Origin of the sequence: Oribacterium sinus (genome assembly GCF_963537195.1) — a bacterium.
GTDB classification, from domain to species: Bacteria; Bacillota; Clostridia; order Lachnospirales; family Lachnospiraceae; genus Oribacterium; species Oribacterium sinus_A.
This window is the reverse complement of the sequence record NZ_CAUTEG010000020.1, coordinates 1-16,362: the sequence shown is the minus strand read 5'-3', so window position 1 is coordinate 16,362 and position 16,362 is coordinate 1. Positions and strand designations below refer to the sequence as shown.

Below are 16,362 nucleotides of genomic sequence, written 5' to 3'. Positions count from 1 at the left end.
TTCCCCTTTCTGATTGTTTTCTTTTGCTTTTTATCTTCTATTACTTTAATTAGCCAACGAACTTCTGTGTATTTCCAAGCTTCTACGTATTCCGCTCTTAAATATTTTCCTTTAATAATTCCTCGAAGAAGGTCTTCTCCGCCAAAGTCTCCACCAGCGCCTCTGTTCCGGCGTGTTCATATCTTGGTACCCCTCCCAGCTCTCGAATGCCGATTTTGGGAAGGCTCTGGCCGGTTTTATTACTGAACTTGTTATATACGGTGTACATTCTCTTCATGATGGGAACGGGGGAATTTTCCTCCTTAATCTGCAAGGCTTGGAGCATTCTTAGGAACTTATCGTTTCCGATTTCCGATCCGTCTACGGTGAGGACAATGCCGTGCACTCCCCGGTAAACCGCTAAGCTGTCGTCATCAATGGAGAAGTCCCCGTCCAGGATGATAATGTCATAGGAGCCTCCCAGCTTTAGCTCCCGAAGCAGCTTCTGTCTCTCCTCTAAGGAAAGCTCCATCATATCCAGGGCAATCTTGGCTTTAGAGAAGAAGTACACCCCTCTTGGATCCTGGCGAACCGCACTTTCCAGCTTTAAACGGAAGTTGGCCTTCTGCTCCTTTAAGGCAAATACCACATCGCTCATGTCCAGCTGTCCTCCGGCATGGAAGAAGAGATCCGCCGAGCCGTAGCGCTCCATATTCAAGTACAAAACCCGGTGTCCCGCCTGGGCGAAATGATAGGCACAGGCTGCCGCCATGGTGGATGCACCGGTTCCTCCGGCTACCGAGCCGAAGGCAAAGACCTTACAGGGATCTTCTCCGATTTTCAAACCGGTAATGCCCTGAATCCGCTCCGCATAAAGGCTTAAAATCTGCTTATAAATCAGCTCCGCCTTCTGGTACTTGGAGATAGCCGCCTCGTCCTTATAGCTTTCGATTTCCGCGGACTCCACGAAATACGCAAAGCTGCACTGCTTGGGAAGAAGGGCGGTGTTGATGTCAAAGGAGGCATCCGCCACCAGCACATCCATCTTTACCTCCCGAACGGTCTTTAAGGCCAGTTCTTCGTCGGTAAAGGAATACAGCTCAAACTTCTCTCCAAAGCGGGTGCTAAACACCGTTACGATTCTTTGTAAGTATTCCTTGTCCTGTTCCAAAATCGCTAATTTGATTTTCATTTCCTTCTCCTTTGCTCTTTTCCAGCTTATTGATTGCTATCTTCGTTCCATCTGCGCCCTATCCTGCTGCCGGAGCCCCTCCTTCTGCAGGGGGTGCTTCTTCCCCTTCCGGGGGAGCTGCCGCTGCCGTTTCTCCCCCTTCTACAGGGGCTTCCGGTGCTGCTTCCGGTGCTGCCTCCGTTCCTTCCGCCGGGGCTTCCGATGCTGCTTCTGTTCCTTCTGTCGGCGCTTCGGTGGCTGCTTCCGTCATTGCTTCTGTTGCCGCTTCCGTTGTTTCTTCGGGCTTTGTTTCCTTTTCCTTGCCCTTCTCTTCTTTGGTAGCGTCCTTGCTGTCTTCCGTAAAGATTTCCTTCTTCACGATATTTCGTTTGATAAACTGATATACCTCCGGAGTGGTTTCCACTATGCATACGCCTTTTTTGTTGAAGTAATCCACGCCGAAGAACTGGGGGGTAATGACCATTTCTCCTTTTAAGTTGATAAAGCCCCAGTAATCGTCCTCCATCACACCGGCAAGGCCTTCCGAGAAACTTTTCGCCGCCTTGTACTTAGGCTCCAGTACCACTTCTCCCTTCAGGTTGGCAAAGCCCCATTTTCCCTTCTTGGAAAAGGCGAAAATGCCGTCCTTTCCGATTCCGTCCACTTCCTCAGCGGAGAAGTCCGAAATCTGTTCCCAGTTTTCATTGTAGATATGGTAGGCGCCGTCCTCCTTGGCCAGGATGCAGCCCTGGGCAATAAAGCTGTAGTCCGGATTGATCTGCACCGCTTCGAACTTTCGTTCTTGTTCTATCTTCTTTCCGTTTTCGTCTTTTTTCTCCTTACCCTTTTCATCCTTTACCGTATACTTAAGCTCCAGCTCCTTGCCTTCCGAATCGATAAAGAAGACCCTTTTCGCCTTTTTCACCACTGCCTTTCCTTTTTGGAAACGGCTGGCTTCGGAGAATCCGCCGAAAAGTCGGTCTCCCAAGGCATTGTAGTAGCTGTATTCTCCCTCTTCCTTGATGGGAATTCTGTCCTCCGCATAGTAGCCGATGTCTTCGGGATTTTTATTGGAAAATACACCCTGCGTCACTTCATTTTTATCCATCAAAATGGTTTTTCCGTCCTTACGTAGCAGACGATATCCCTTCTCTCCGATGGGCCCTACAAATTCCTGCTTTAAGGAGTTGGAGGATTCCCCGTCTGCCGGGATATAGCCTGCTCCCTCCTTGTTTTTCACCCCGTAGAAGCCGTTGGAAAGGGGATAATAGCTGTTGTAGTTTCCATACAATGTCTTGAAGGAATACAGCATTTTCCGGTATTCCTTTTGGAAGGTCTTATCCTTGGAGCCTGCCTTTTTCGCCTTATCCAAAAAGTAAAAGGCATTGGCATAGTCGTTTTTCTGAATGTACAGTCGGGAAATCGCCAGAGCAAAATGCGGATTTTCCGGATAGGCCGCCTGTGCCATCTCTGCCGCCTCCATATATTCCTTGTAGCGGTCTTCCTTTTCCTCATAGGCTTTCTCGTAGGCATCCATCATCTTTTCATAGATGGCTTCCTCCTTCTTAATGCCTAAGGCCTCTTTGTAATTTTCTCCTGCCTTTTGGTACAGGCCTCTCTTCTCAAAGTCCGCGGCTTCCGCCACTTCCTGCTGATACCTTTTTATCTGTCTCTGCTGGTCGGAAATCTTACTATACCAACCCATACCGGTAATCAATACCAGGGCAAAGGCAACCCCCATCTGTGTCTGTGTCACAAGCTGCTCCTTTCTAAATCAGAGATAGCATGGCTGCAAAGCCAAAACCGAAGTAGATAAAAGGTCCCAAGGGAAGGGCGTCCTTTAACTTCTTTTTCTTTAAGAGTAAAACCGGAAGGGAACACAGGGCACAGAGCAGGAAGGAAAAAAGTAAGCTCACGCAAAATCCGTACATCCCTGTGAAGAACGCAAGACCGGTAAAAATCTTGATGTCTCCCATACCCAAGCCGGAGCGGGAAATCTTATATAAGAGGCACAATAAAATCAAAGCGATAAATGCAGGTACAAAGCTGTTGAGTAAAATCATGGGGAAGTCCCCCTTGTAAAACAGAAGCTCCGGAATCATAAAAAGGATTCTGCCCGCTAGAAGCACTATGGTGCAGAGGTTTGGTATCTTCATGGTGTAAGCATCCACCAGCCCTGCCCACTCCAAAACCATGAAGCAAAAAAGAATCATGGCTAAGGCCAGGGTATGCACCGCCGTTTGTCGTACGTAGTAGCCTGTCAGGAAGGAAAAAAAGGCCAAAGCGCCAATCACGGCATAGGGGTTTAAGAAGGACGACCTTGCCTGCCCTTTTAAAAATATCTTTATTACGAGAAAATACACGGCAATGCTGCATATACTGAAAACAGCGCCGCTAATAAGTCCTTGCATCATTTTCCTTTGATTCCTTTCCCATATCCGGTTTTGTATTGTTTCTATTCCTTACAAAATTCCAAAGTACTGTTCTTTCGACAGTGGCCTCTTCTACGATTGCTTCTTCTACTGTTGCTTCTCCTACTGTTGATTCTTCTACTGTTGCTTCTCCTACAGGGAAATTCCCGCAAAGGCGGAGGATAAAATAATGATAATAATGCCTAAGAAAATCAGCATGATGGGCATTAAGAGCTTGGCGGAAGCCTGTTCTCCCTTTTGTAAGAGTCTTTGCTTTTTCTCGTTCCAAAGGTCACTGGACTGTCTTGCCAAAAAGAGGGGCAGCTCTCCTGCACCCTTTCCCATACTTTGCATTAAGGCACTGGTAAACTTGATAATCTCCGGAGAATTGGTGGCTCTTCCGAACTTGGCTATAGCCTCACTGTCCGCATGGCCGTTTCGAATATCCTCACTGGCATCCCGCATCAGGGCGTAGATATCTCCTTCCCCTCTGCCGCCCACCATGTTCCAGGCGTCTCTAAGGATCATGCCGGAGTTCACCAGAATCGCCATGGTGGAAACTACCTCCGGAAGCTCCGTCTCGCAGTTCTCCGTTCTCTTTACCAGCTTCTGTCGCATGGAGTCGCAACCGTAAATCAGTCCCACAATCGCTAGAAAGATGCCCAGATAGAAGAAGTTCCTGCTATCCTGCCAGCCTGCCAGAAGGCAGCCAAAGCATAAGATAAAGTGGAAAAAGCTAAGGGCCATGGCGTAATACACATTGGCATAGTATTCCGCATACATCTCTCCGTATAAGACCTTGGCGTTTTGCTCCAGTCGCTCGAAAAGCACGCCTCTCAAGCGAAGAGGCGGTAATTCTGCCCAGCTAAATCCAACAGTATAAATATCTTTTAAAGGAAATTCCTTTTCCTCCAAACCCTCCACCAGCTCTTCGTACTTCTGTCCCCGAAAAAGCTGAATCAGGAACAAAATTGCCAGAATGGTTCCTAAAATCATTGCTATGCTTCGCATCATTTTCCCCTTCTTACTTCACCACCTGCATAATCCGCTGTCCCATCACATAAGCTCCCGCAAAGATGCCGATGGCGATGGTCACCGCAACAATTCCGATGGGTGTGGAAAAGCTTCGATTAAAGCTGGATCCCATGCCCCTAAGCATTCCCGTAAGCACCACCGGGATAATCATCATGGCGGTAAACTGAATCTTATTGGAAGAAATCGCCGTCTGGATTTCCTCACTGATTTCCATCTTTTCTCCGATAATATCCGCGGTTCTTCGGACGATTTCCTTGATATTTCCGCCGGCCCGATAGCTTACATTGAAAATGATGGCAAAGTTCTCAATATCCTTGTTGGCACTGCGCTTTCCCAAAGAAAGCATCATGTCCTCAATGGCTAAGTTGTTTCGCAAGCCCAAAATCATTTCCGCGGTTTCCTTCGTGATTTTTTCATCCTCTCCGAATTCCATCACCATATCCTTATAGGTGCTGTCCAGAGAATCGTGCATGTTCATTCCGCTGGCCAGCGCCACCGCCAAGGATTCCAAAAAGCCTCTGAACTGTCTGGCTAATTCCTTCAGCCGTTTTTCCTTACATTGACCGGCCCGAATGGGGAGGAAGAAGAAGCCGCAGAGACTTCCCACCAACAGGAAAATGACGATATTGCCATACATGGTGGCCTTCGTAGCCCTTCCTGTGGCATCCAAAAACTGATTGCCGTAAAACACCAGACTCACTGCACCGCCGATGAACAGCGCTATAGCAAAGGCCTGAAGCTTTTCCCTGAAATTCAGATAATATACGTTGTAATTGGTCAGCTCCGTTCCCAAGGGGGAAAGGTAGCTTGCCGGTTCCTTTTCCTTCTTTTTCCGAAAAAACATTTGTCCCTCCAAACGAAGCTTCATTCCTTCCGGTGATTTTCGATCAACGGCCGAAATTCCGCTTCGGCACTTTACATTCCTGTATGACTTCCGATTCTCGCTTTAGATAACCGTATTGATTCCTGCTAAACGGAGCTTAAAGTCCTTCTGCATCTTATTTTCCGTCCGCTTCAAAACGCCGTGTACCTTGGTCACGGTACTCTGCTCATCCTCTTCAAAAACATAGAGGGGGTTCAGAAGAATCTCTCCGTTATGGAATCCTAAAACCTCCGTAATCTCCATGGTCTTTCTGGAACGGTCTCTGAGACGGGACAGGTGAATGATGATGTCCACCGCAGATCCGATCTGCTGCTTAATGGCTTCCAAGGGTACATTTGCCGCACCCTGCAACACCATGGTTTCCAAACGGCTTAACATATCCCTTGTGGAGTTGGCGTGTCCTGTGGAAAGGGATCCGTCATGTCCGGTGTTCATGGCCTGCAGCATATCTAAAGCCTCTCGACCACGAACCTCTCCCACAACGATACGGTCCGGTCTCATTCGAAGAGAGGACTTAATCAAATCCGTCATGGAAATCTCCCCCACGCCGGCGGAGTTGGCGTTTCTGGTTTCCAGTCGTACCAGGTTGTCTACATTTTCAATCTGTAACTCTGCGGTATCTTCTACGGTGATAACACGCTCGTCTCTTGGGATATAGTTGGACAGGGCATTCAGGAAGGTGGTCTTTCCGGAACCCGTACCGCCGCAGACGAATATGTTGTAACGAGCCTTGACCAAAAGCTGAAGCTTCTCCGCAATTTCCTTGGTTAAGGAGCCGAAGCGAATCAGCTTCTCCATGGTCATAGGTTCCTTGGAGAACTTACGGATGGTAATGGTGGGACCGCAGAGGGCAATGGGAGGAAGCACCACATTGACACGGGATCCGTCCGGCAGGGTAGTATCACAAATAGGATTGGCCTGGTTTACCTCACGGCCTGCCAATCCTACGATTCTTTGGATAATATCCTCCAGCCTCTTCTCGCTTTCAAACTGCCGATCCAGCTGGAACAGATGTCCCTTTTGCTCTATGAAAATGTTTTCCGGGCCGTTAATCATGACCTCGGTAATGCTTTCATCCTTTAAAATAGCATCCAAAAGGCCGAAGCCTCTGATAGCTCCGTAAACCTGCTGAACGATGGAGAGCTTCTGCTCCACGGAGCAGTAAGAGTTGCCGATTCTCTGGGCAACCACTTCCTTCACCTTCTCCTCCAACACGTCATCTTCAATCTGGCTTAAAACAAAGTTCGAAGAAATAAAGGATTTTAACTCCTCAACCAATCTTTGCTCCTCTGCGTAGGTCATGCACACTCCTTTCCCTCATTACGAAAATGCCAAAACCGCCCCCAACCCCCTTCCTTTTCCAAAGAGGGTTCGGTTTTTCCCGAGATATCCTTATTCAATTTTTTCTTTCTAAAACACGATTTATACCCTTTAAATTTTTTATTAAAATAATAAAATTAGAAGAAATTGCAAGATAAATAATAGTTAGTTTGGCCTTTCCTGTCAATATAATTCTATTTTATATTAATTTAAATTTAATTTATCCAATAATTTAATTAATGGAAAAGCGTTATTTTACGTGTATTTGTGTGCAAATTTAATGTTTATTCCTGCCTTTTTTTCTTCTTTTTCCCCTTGTTTTTGTAAATATCCTACAAAAATACTATGGTTTTTTCTAAAATTTGGCCAAGAAAAAAAGAGAAACTGTACAAAAATAGTTTCTCTTTTGATTTTTAAGGCTCGCTCCGATGCAGTGTGGGTCTATAATTGGGGTACGCTCCCGCTTAACCTCGCCTCTGCGAAGGGAAGGGCTGTATTCATTGATGAAGCTCGCTCCTATGCAGTGTGGGTCTATAATTGGGGCACGCTCCCGCTAACTTCGCCTTCGTAGCAGTACTAACTTCAAGCTTCGCTTTAGCTCGCTTTCAGTAAGTACTGACGGGCTCAGATTGCCCCTATTATAGACCCACACTGCTTCAGTCGCTTCATTTATTGATTTTTACAGTCCTTCCCTTCGCGGGTTTTCGGTAAGTTTCGATGGGCTCAGATTGCCCCTATTACAGACCCATACTGCTTCATTCGCTTCATCTTATTGATTTCTACAGTCCTTCCCTTCGCAGGTTTTCGTAAATACCGTCGGGCTCAGATTGCTCTCTTTCATACCCATACTGCTTCTGTCGCTTCACTAGATTGATTTCTACAGTCCTTCCCTTCGCCAGTTTTCGTAAATACCTGAGAGCTCAGATTGCCCCCTATTACAGACCTATACTGCTTCTGTCGCTTCATTTATTGATTTTTGCAGTCCTTCCCTTCGCGGGATTTACTTATCTTCATAACGTTTCACATCAAATGAATCCCATTCTATTTTTAGTTTATCGTTTCAACTTTGCCCTGCAATAAGCGCAATAGGCTACAACAATACTAAGGTAAGGGATGAGCTGAATAAACTGTAATGGTACTCCGGTGTTTTGCAGGTAGTTGGCCATGCTTTGGCAGAAGCCGAAGAGCAGAGAGGCCAGAAAAGCCAGATAGGCATTTCCTCCGGCAATGGCTTGGGTCGCCAAAGCAATATAGCCTCGTCCTGCAGTCATTCCTGCGGAAAACAGTCCCACATAGCCCATGGAAAGAAAGGCTCCTGCCATACCGGTTAAGGCTCCGCTGATGAGAAGTGCTGTCCGCTTCACTCCTTTTACGGAAATCCCCAGGGATTCCGCCGCCTCGGGATTCTCTCCCACCGCAATAATTTCCATTCCCAGACGACTCTTCTTAAAGAGGGTAGCAATCACAAAAACCAAAAGCAGGCTCAGGTAGGTCAAGATATGCTGTCCGGAAAGAATCTTTCCCACGAAGGGAATGTTCTCTATCAAAGGGATATTTAAAGCAGGAAGTTTTAAGCTGTGCAAAGAAGTGGAGGCTCCCTTTTCCCCGGTAATCAAAAATAAAAGAAAGATGGTTCCGCCGGAAGCCAAGGTATTTAAGGCAATACCGGAAAGAATACCGTTGGAATGCAGTTCCAAAATAAAGTAAGACAGAAGCAGGGAAATCAAAAGCCCTATCCCTACTGCCGCCAAAAAGCCCAAAAGAGCGCTTTGGCTAAAGGCACTGACAATCACCCCGAAGAAGGCGGCAAAAAGCATGGTGCCCTCTAAGGCAATGTTGCTGACTCCCGCTCGGGAGGCGGTCATGGCTCCCAGGGTAGTAAGGAGTACCGGTGTTGCGGTACGAAGCATGGCAAAGTAAAAGTCTTCCTTTCCCAAAATGGATAGTATCTCTCCCATTACGCCTCCTCCTTTCCCGGTTCCGAAAGCATCTTAGTTCCTGCAGCCAAGGATTCCTTCACCTCTCTTCTATGCTCCCAGCCGGAAAGAAAGGCTTCCGCGGTTACGAAGAGAATCAGTAAGGCCTGTATCAGAGCTACCAATTCATTTTGCACATCGGACTTTCTGGACATGATATCCGCTCCCACACGGATATAGGCCAGGAAGAGGGCGGAAAAGGGCACCAGCGCCGGATTGTTTCGGGAAAGAATGGCAATAATCACCCCGTCCCAGGCATAGGAGGGGGACTCCTGCCAGTTAAAACGCTGATACATGCCCATTTGCTCCACCGCCCCTCCAAGGCCGGCCACCATTCCCGCCAGAACCTGGGTCAGGAGGATCACCTTTGATGAGGAAATGCCCACCATTTTCGCAAAGGAAGGATTGCTTCCGGAAAGCCGAAGCTCATAGCCGAAGCGGGTTTTGTACAGCAAAATGCTGAAAAGTACCGCCAAAAGCAGGGCCAGGAAAAAGCCCAGGTGCAGCTTACTGCCCTTCACCAAAATCGGCAGTACCGCAGTTTTGGCATACTTTAAGGAAGCAAAGGTTCCCGCCTCCCGATCCGCAAAGTATTTACTGATGGTAAAGAGTCCCAGATAGAAAAAGACATAGTTTAGCATCAAGGAAGTAACCAGTTCATTGGCCTTAAAATACAGCTTCGCCAATGCAGGCAGGCTTCCGATAATGCCTCCCATCACTGCCGCCAAAAGCAAAATCACCAAGGGATGCAGGGGGAAGGGCAGGCTCAGGCGGATGGCCAAGGCCGCGGTAAGTACCGCGGTAATATAGAGGCAGGCATCCGTAATCATGGAAAAGTTTCCCGATTTAAAACAAAGGCTTAGGGCAAGCCCTGTAAAAATCAGCGGGGTGGCCTGGGCAAAGATGGAAAGAAAGTGCCGCATACTGCCAAAGGGGCCTAAGAGTAGATAAGAAATGGCTGTCCAAGGCTCCTTACTGACCAAAAAGATAATCAGCATGGAAATGCCAAGGGAAATCCCCAGTGCCAGGATAAAACGAAAAAGCTGAAATTGTTGTTTACTGCTCATAAGCCTCTCCTATTCTCTCCTGACTGTCTTCCTTAACTCCCAGCATATATAAGCCCAGCTCCTCCTCCGTCAGACTGTCGTCATTGTCCAGATAGCCCACAAAGCGCCCCTCATGCATCACAAGGATATGGTCACTTAGGGACAAAAGCTCCGTAAGATCTGCGGAAATGAGTAGCACCGCCTTCTTATTCTTCCGCATATCCAAAATTTTCTTTCGGATAAAGGCAATGGCACCCACATCAATTCCTCTTGTGGGCTGATTTAGGATGAACAAATGGGGATTGGCCTCATATTCCCGTCCGAAAATCAGCTTCTGGGCATTTCCGCCGGAAAGGGATTTCACATCCTGCTTGGTATTTTTGTATTTTACGGAAAAGGCCGAAAGCACCTTCTTGGTAAAGGCCTGAATCTTTCCGCTGTTTAGAAGTCCGAAGGAAAAAAGCGCCTTCTCCCTATAGCTACGGGAAATGGCATTTTCCTCCAAGCTAAGCTTGGGCGCAGAGCCATAAAGGAAGCGATCCTCCGACACATAGGAAATTCCCAGGTCCTGTCGCTTCTGTACGGAAAATGCGGAAAAGTCCTGGGAAAAAAGCTGTAGCTCTGCTCCATTTGCAGGAAGCGTCCCCACCAAGACCTGACAAAGCTCATTTTGTCCATTTCCGTCAATACCGGCAATCCCCAGAATTTCTCCCTCGGAAAGAGAGAAGGACAGATTTTGTAAAATCGCCTTTCCCCCCTCTCCCTGCAGGAAAATGTTTTTCCCGGAAAAGACCTTTTTTCCCGGAGAATAGGACTCTTTCTCGATATCCAGATGAATTTCTCTTCCCACCATCAGTCGGGAAATGTCCGCCTCCGACAGGCTTTCCACCCCATAGGTTCCCATGGTCTTTCCGTCCCGAAGAATGGTCATTCTGTCGCAAAGAGCCTTTACTTCCTGCAATTTATGGGAAATAAAGAGGATGGTATGCCCCTTTTCCCGCAAGCTCCTAAGCTGCACGAAAAGCTCCTCGGTTTCCTGAGGCGTCAGCACCGCTGTGGGCTCGTCCAGAATAAAGATTTCCGCTCCTCTGTAAAGTGCCTTTAGAATTTCCAGCTTCTGTCGCATGGCAATGGAAATGTCGGAAACCTTTTTTTCCGCCTCCACTTGCAGACCGTATTTTTCGGAAAGGGCCTTGCACTCCTCCACAGCCTTCTTTCGGTCTACAAAAAGACTCTTTCCCGTGCCCAGCACCAGATTCTCCGCCACCGTCATGGAAGGAATCTGCATAAAATGCTGGTGTACCATGCCGATGCCTTTTTCCATGGCTTCTTTGGAGGAGTGAAACTCCACTTCCTCCCCCTTTACCAGTATTTTCCCCTTTGTAGGGGCAATTTCCCCATAGAGCATCTTCATCAATGTGGACTTGCCTGCTCCATTTTCCCCTACTAAAGCATGAATCTCTCCTTTTTCCACGGAGAGATTCACGTCTTCATTGGCCAAAACGCCACCGGGATAGATCTGGTAAAGTCCTCTTCCTGCTATGACTTCCACAGTTCCTCCTGTTGATATTCCTGATTCTATGCTGTAACTGATTCTCCACTTAGCCTTTCTTAGCAAAGCTTTCCGGGCAAGCGAAGATTTTATCGAGATTTATTCGCCGCTGATAATGCTCTTTAACTTGCTTTCTTCCATACCGTAAGCTGTGTCTACGGTCACCTTGCCGCCAAGGATATCCTGCTTTGCATCCTCTACCTTCTTCTGCACGTCTTCCGGTACTTCCTTCTTGTAAATGTCGTTTTCCGCAATACCGACTACACCGTCCTTAAGGCCCAGCACCTCCGCCTCACCAAAGGGAAGCTTGCCCTCTGTCGCCTTTTCTACGGAAAGATACAGGCTTTCTCCCACATTTTTGATTGCGGAGGAAATGATGTATTCCTGCTCGGGCTTTCCTGCATACGCTTCCGCCTGGTCGGAGTCTACCCCGATAACATACTTCTTGCTCTCCGCCGCAGCCTCGATAACCCCTACGCTGGCGGGACCTGCTGCTACAAAGACAGTGTCCGCATTGTTGGCATACTGGGTTAATGCCAGATCCTTTGCTGTTGCGGAATCCACATAGGAGCCTACATAGGAAACCAATACCTTTACTTCCGGATCCATAAACTTTGCGCCCTGAATATATCCTACTGCAGAGTCATTGATTACCGCAGCGGTATCCTTTGCCCCTACGAAACCGATAACATTATCCGCATTGGCATAAGGCATGGAAGACTTGGTTACCCCTGCTGCCAAAACACCGGCCAGGAAGGCACCCTCATTTTGCTTATAACTCATGGAATACACATTGGAAAGGTCTCCCGCAGTGTAATCTACAGCGGTATCGAAAAGGATGTACTTCTTCTCCGGATATTCCTGGGCAATCTTCTCGGTGATTTCCTTCATATCCCAAAGTCCGGTGATAATCAAGTCCGCATCGGACTCGGAAGCATCCTGCATAGCGCCTTCGAACTTGGTCTTGTCGCTTCCCATTTCCACCATGGTCACTTCCGCCTTGTCGGAAAGCTCTTCCTGAATCTTCTTCATTCCTGCCTGCGCGGAATCGTTAAAGGCCTTATCTCCGAAGGAACCGGTTACCAAAAGAGTGACCTTCAGCTTCTTGCCGTTACTTTCCTTATTGCCTTCCGCCTTCTCCTCCTTAGCTGCCGGGGTAGTTCCCTCCTTCGCCGCCTCTGTAGCGGATGTGGTGGCTTTAGCATTTGCATTGCCTCCGCAGGCAGCTAAAACTGCCATCATGCCTACTGCACTCAATCCTAAAATCCAGTTCTTTTTTCTCATAATTCCTTCTCCCTTTCGTAAAATAAACTTGTATGAAGTCTATCCAGCTCTGCCAGATAGTTCTCCTTAGTGAATTTGGGTATAAAGCTCTCTTGGATTCTCTTGGCTTCCGCCCCATCGTGCTCCAAAAGTCGCATGACCGTGTCCACAAAATAGTGGGCGGGAATCTGGTAGGCTTCCCTTTCATTTTCCGTACCGAAATCCCGGCCGTGAATACGCCCCTTGAAGCCGGAAATGCCGATTTCCACCGTGGGGAAGAGCATGGACAGGTCTCCCATATCCCCGGAGGCTGTGCCGTGGGTGCCCTCCGCAATCCGACTTTCCGGCATGTAGCGAAGAATCTGGCTCCGCACCAGCTCCGTAAGAGCCGGATCCTGCTTTAAGGGAAGATAGCCCGGGGTATTTTGGATTTCCAGGTCGCAGTTTATCGCAAGAGCCGCCCCCCGTAAAGCCCGATCCACCTTTTTCTCCGTGCTTCGGATGGCTTCCACGGTCTTAGCACGAATATACATTTCCATCCTGGTTCTGGCCGGAACGGAATTCACCGTCTGTCCGCCCTCTGTCACGATGTAATGCACCCGGATGCAATCCTCCTCCGGAAAGCTTTCCCGAAGAGCATTGATGGCGGAAATGGCTAAAGTCATGGCGTGAAGGGCATTTACCCCCAAATGAGGATTCGCCCCGGCATGAGCCTCCGTGCCCAGGAAGGTGACCTTCTTTTGACAGAAGCCGTTTAAGGAAGCCCCCACCTCTGCCTGATAGTCCGTATCGATCAGCCCCATACTGTGACAGGACAGAAGCACCGCACACTCATCAAAGAGCCCCAGCGAAATCATTTCCTGCTTGCCGGAGGAATGGGAAACCTTCCCCTCTCTGATGAGATCTCTTCGATAATCCATGTCGCAGAATTCTTCCGCGGGAGTAAAGAAGAGCTTCACCTTTCCCGTAAGCCTTTCCATCACACCGGCTTCCTTCAGCGCCAAAAATACGGCAAGCATCACCCCGGTCTGGGCATAGTGGCCACAGGCATGGGCGGCATTTTGATCGGTTGATGCATAGGGATGCCCCAACACCGGCACCGCATCAAACTCTGCAATCAAGCCGATACAGGGGCCTTCCTTTCCGGAATCCAAAGTCGCCATAAGTCCTGTGTAAGCCACCTCGGTAAAGGGAATCTCCGCATCCTTCAAGGCCTCTTCCACCTTTTCTCGGCTCCGAAATTCCTTATAGCCCAGCTCCGGGTTTCTGAAAATGTCTTCCGCCAAGGCGATGGCCTTGGGCAAAATGCGTTCCAGTTCTTCATGCACTTTTTGCATAGGATCTCCATCCTTTCTTTAATGTGCTGACTTGCTGTCGCCGTTCCCTCGGCGCAACAATTTGTTGCAAAAGTAAATATCTCTCGTATTCGTTCTTTGGCTGACTGCTATCGAAAAAGCCCCTTATCGCTTCTCCCGCCTTGCCTTCTTGGTGACTTGCAGCATTCTTCTATAGGTAAATACCATAAAAAGCAGAAGGAACATGGAGTAATAGGGGAAGAGCTTCATGCTGAAGCTTCGTCCCAGAACCCCAAAGAGGGGAGGCATAATCAAGGTTCCCACATAGGCGGCGGCCATTTGCGCCCCAATCAGGGCAGAGGAATGTTCCACACCGAAATTATAGGGAGTGGAATGAATTACGGAAGGATAAACCGGGGCACAGCCCAGACCAATCAGAATTAAGGCCGGCAGTACCATAGCCTTACTCCAGGGCGTAAAGAGGAGAAAAATACCGAAGAAGACAATGGCGCTTCCCCCCAGTACCAACTGCTCATCCTTCCATTTCATGGTAAAAAAGCCGGAAAGAAAACGGCCGAAGGTAATCCCAAAGTAATACAAAGCCACAAAGGAAGCCGCCAGATTCTCTTCCATTCCAAGAGCCAGCACCATGAAAGAGCCTGCCCATAAGCCCACGGTCTGCTCCAGAGCACAGTAGGAATAAAAGCTTGCCATACATTCCTTGGCTCCGGGAATGGCAAAAATCTCTTTCAGGCTTAAAGCTTTTTGTTTGGAGACTCCAGATGGAAGAGCTTCTTGCTTTTTAGCTTCTTCAGAACAGGATTCCAGCTGAGATTCATTTTGCCGGAACTCATTTTGCTGAGAATTTTCTTGTTTTGCAGTGCTTGCAGCATTTTCCTTAAGTTCCTCCGGCTTTTTCTTCCATAAAGAAAGACTGCAAAAAAGGGCAATAGCCAGAGCAAATTGAATCAGAGAAACAATCAGGTACCCCCTGCTCCAAGGCTCGCCCCTTTGTAAAACAAAGCCCATAATATAAGGACCTACGGAGGCTCCCAAGCCCCACATACAATGTAGCCAGCTCATGTGTCTGCTGGAATAGTGCAGAGCCACATAATGGTTTAAAGCCGCATCCACAGAACCGGCTCCAAGGCCATAGGGAATGGCAAAAAGGCAGAGCATAAGGAAGCTGTGGCTAATAGAGAAACCAAATAAGGCAATGGCGGTTAAAAGCACCGAAATTGCCGTAATTTTCCCGGTTCCAAAGCGACGATTCAATTTTTCACTGTTTAAACTGGAGAGAATCGTTCCTCCGCAAATAATCATAAAAACTGTTCCCGAATAGGATACGGGAACAGCAAATTCCTGATACATGATCGGCCAGGCCGAGCCCAGCAAAGCATCCGGCAGTCCCAGACTGACAAATGCCAGATAAATCATGAGCAACAGTATAGAAAACATCTTCTCTCCCCCTTACAATACAATACCGCTCAAGAATACTCTGAAACGATGTTCTATGCAATCGATTTTAGGGAAAGTTATGATTTGGAAGCGATCATTTGAAAATGATAGTTTAGCCGCTTACTTTTTGCTGGGATCTCCTATAGTAGTCCAGAAAATAGTCAGATCCTTCCTTCCACAATCCGGAATCAAAATTATAAAGACACTTACATGCATTGGAACTCAAAAGCCTATTTCTCGACTCTTCAATGGAGATATTCTCTTCCTCAGCCATATCCTCAATAGCATTTGTGAGTATCATGTCTGCACATATATTCATTTTTTCAAATGACATATTTTCTTGCCTCCTGAAAGCTTAGCTTCACGAAATCGCTCCTTTCGCCTTCAAAACAGTGCTGATTTCATCTAAATTGTACTCATCACCATTAATATGGAAAGTGTCATAGCATGACTCTATATATTGCCAAATTTTATATTTTGAGAAGAGGGCATTGGCAGCAGCCCGACTCATTTTATATTTTTGACAAAACTCTCCTAATAATCTAATTTCCATAAATAATATTTCATTAATCATAAGAGTGTTACTCCTTATATGTTTAAGCATCCAAATAGCAGTAAAATTAGTTTCTGACACTACATTCTTATGAAATGATAATATCACAATTTATGAAATGCACCAATATACAGTACTTCAACTTAGTCATTTCAGTCCGCTATTTAGTCTAAACTTGGAACAATTTCTATACTGTCCAGTAAAATCTCCATATTCACTACAGGATTTCCGGAGAGTTTTACTTTCTTTAAGTTCGGAAAATTCCGGAGGGCGGAGATATCAGAGATGTAATTTTCCGAAATATCCAACTCCTCAAGAGTTGTAAGCCCCTCTATACAATCCAGGTTCTCCAGTGTATTTCCGGCAATGTACAGCCTTTTCAGAGCCTTAAAATGGGAGAGATAGGCCTTTGCGTTGGGA

Annotated in this window: 15 protein-coding genes; all 15 read right to left on the bottom strand. The window is 47.4% G+C overall.

What is annotated here, in order from left to right:
* Window positions 1-97: 97 nt before the first annotated feature.
* The gene (locus tag RYL27_RS04020; protein WP_304069692.1) at window positions 98-1,171 is read right to left on the bottom strand and encodes a chromosome partitioning protein ParA; all 1,074 of its coding nucleotides are present in this window, start codon (window positions 1,169-1,171) and stop codon (window positions 98-100) included.
* A gap of 58 nt (window positions 1,172-1,229) precedes the next feature.
* On the bottom strand, window positions 1,230-2,906 hold the full coding sequence (locus RYL27_RS04015) for a WG repeat-containing protein (protein ID WP_314965415.1): 1,677 nt from the start codon (window positions 2,904-2,906) through the stop codon (window positions 1,230-1,232).
* A gap of 13 nt (window positions 2,907-2,919) precedes the next feature.
* Window positions 2,920-3,564 (bottom strand): prepilin peptidase, encoded by a 645-nt coding sequence (locus tag RYL27_RS04010; protein ID WP_314965413.1) that lies wholly within the window; start codon window positions 3,562-3,564, stop codon window positions 2,920-2,922.
* Window positions 3,565-3,714: 150 nt separating this feature from the next.
* Window positions 3,715-4,575, bottom strand: a complete 861-nt coding sequence (locus tag RYL27_RS04005) for a type II secretion system F family protein (protein ID WP_304069686.1) — start codon at window positions 4,573-4,575, stop codon at window positions 3,715-3,717.
* A 10-nt stretch (window positions 4,576-4,585) separates the two neighbouring features.
* The gene (locus tag RYL27_RS04000) at window positions 4,586-5,440 is read right to left on the bottom strand and encodes a type II secretion system F family protein (RefSeq protein ID WP_007158136.1); all 855 of its coding nucleotides are present in this window, start codon (window positions 5,438-5,440) and stop codon (window positions 4,586-4,588) included.
* Window positions 5,441-5,542: 102 nt separating this feature from the next.
* A complete protein-coding gene (locus tag RYL27_RS03995; RefSeq protein ID WP_007158137.1) occupies window positions 5,543-6,781 on the bottom strand; it encodes a CpaF family protein in 1,239 nt (412 codons plus the stop codon).
* A 1,070-nt stretch (window positions 6,782-7,851) separates the two neighbouring features.
* Window positions 7,852-8,757 (bottom strand): ABC transporter permease, encoded by a 906-nt coding sequence (locus tag RYL27_RS03990; protein ID WP_314965410.1) that lies wholly within the window; start codon window positions 8,755-8,757, stop codon window positions 7,852-7,854.
* Window positions 8,757-9,842, bottom strand: coding sequence for an ABC transporter permease (locus tag RYL27_RS03985; RefSeq protein ID WP_314965408.1), 1,086 nt, complete (start codon window positions 9,840-9,842; stop codon window positions 8,757-8,759). Before RYL27_RS03985 ends, RYL27_RS03990 begins: the two co-directional genes overlap by 1 nt.
* Complete coding sequence (locus RYL27_RS03980) at window positions 9,832-11,373, bottom strand: ABC transporter ATP-binding protein (RefSeq protein WP_314965407.1); 1,542 nt, start codon at window positions 11,371-11,373, stop codon at window positions 9,832-9,834. The genes RYL27_RS03985 and RYL27_RS03980 overlap by 11 nt, the downstream gene beginning before the upstream one ends.
* A gap of 99 nt (window positions 11,374-11,472) precedes the next feature.
* Window positions 11,473-12,657, bottom strand: a complete 1,185-nt coding sequence (locus RYL27_RS03975; RefSeq protein WP_314965405.1) for a BMP family ABC transporter substrate-binding protein — start codon at window positions 12,655-12,657, stop codon at window positions 11,473-11,475.
* Window positions 12,654-13,973, bottom strand: coding sequence for an amidohydrolase (locus RYL27_RS03970; protein WP_314965403.1), 1,320 nt, complete (start codon window positions 13,971-13,973; stop codon window positions 12,654-12,656). Before RYL27_RS03970 ends, RYL27_RS03975 begins: the two co-directional genes overlap by 4 nt.
* Window positions 13,974-14,096: 123 nt before the next feature.
* On the bottom strand, window positions 14,097-15,389 hold the full coding sequence (locus tag RYL27_RS03965) for an MFS transporter (protein WP_314965401.1): 1,293 nt from the start codon (window positions 15,387-15,389) through the stop codon (window positions 14,097-14,099).
* A 112-nt stretch (window positions 15,390-15,501) separates the two neighbouring features.
* Window positions 15,502-15,723: a hypothetical protein gene (locus tag RYL27_RS03960; RefSeq protein WP_314965399.1), complete on the bottom strand. Its 222-nt coding sequence runs from the start codon at window positions 15,721-15,723 to the stop codon at window positions 15,502-15,504.
* A gap of 27 nt (window positions 15,724-15,750) precedes the next feature.
* Window positions 15,751-15,963: a DUF3791 domain-containing protein gene (locus RYL27_RS03955; RefSeq protein ID WP_314965397.1), complete on the bottom strand. Its 213-nt coding sequence runs from the start codon at window positions 15,961-15,963 to the stop codon at window positions 15,751-15,753.
* A gap of 143 nt (window positions 15,964-16,106) precedes the next feature.
* A partial coding sequence (locus tag RYL27_RS03950) for a leucine-rich repeat domain-containing protein (protein WP_314965395.1) occupies window positions 16,107-16,362 on the bottom strand: 256 nt, incomplete at its 5' end.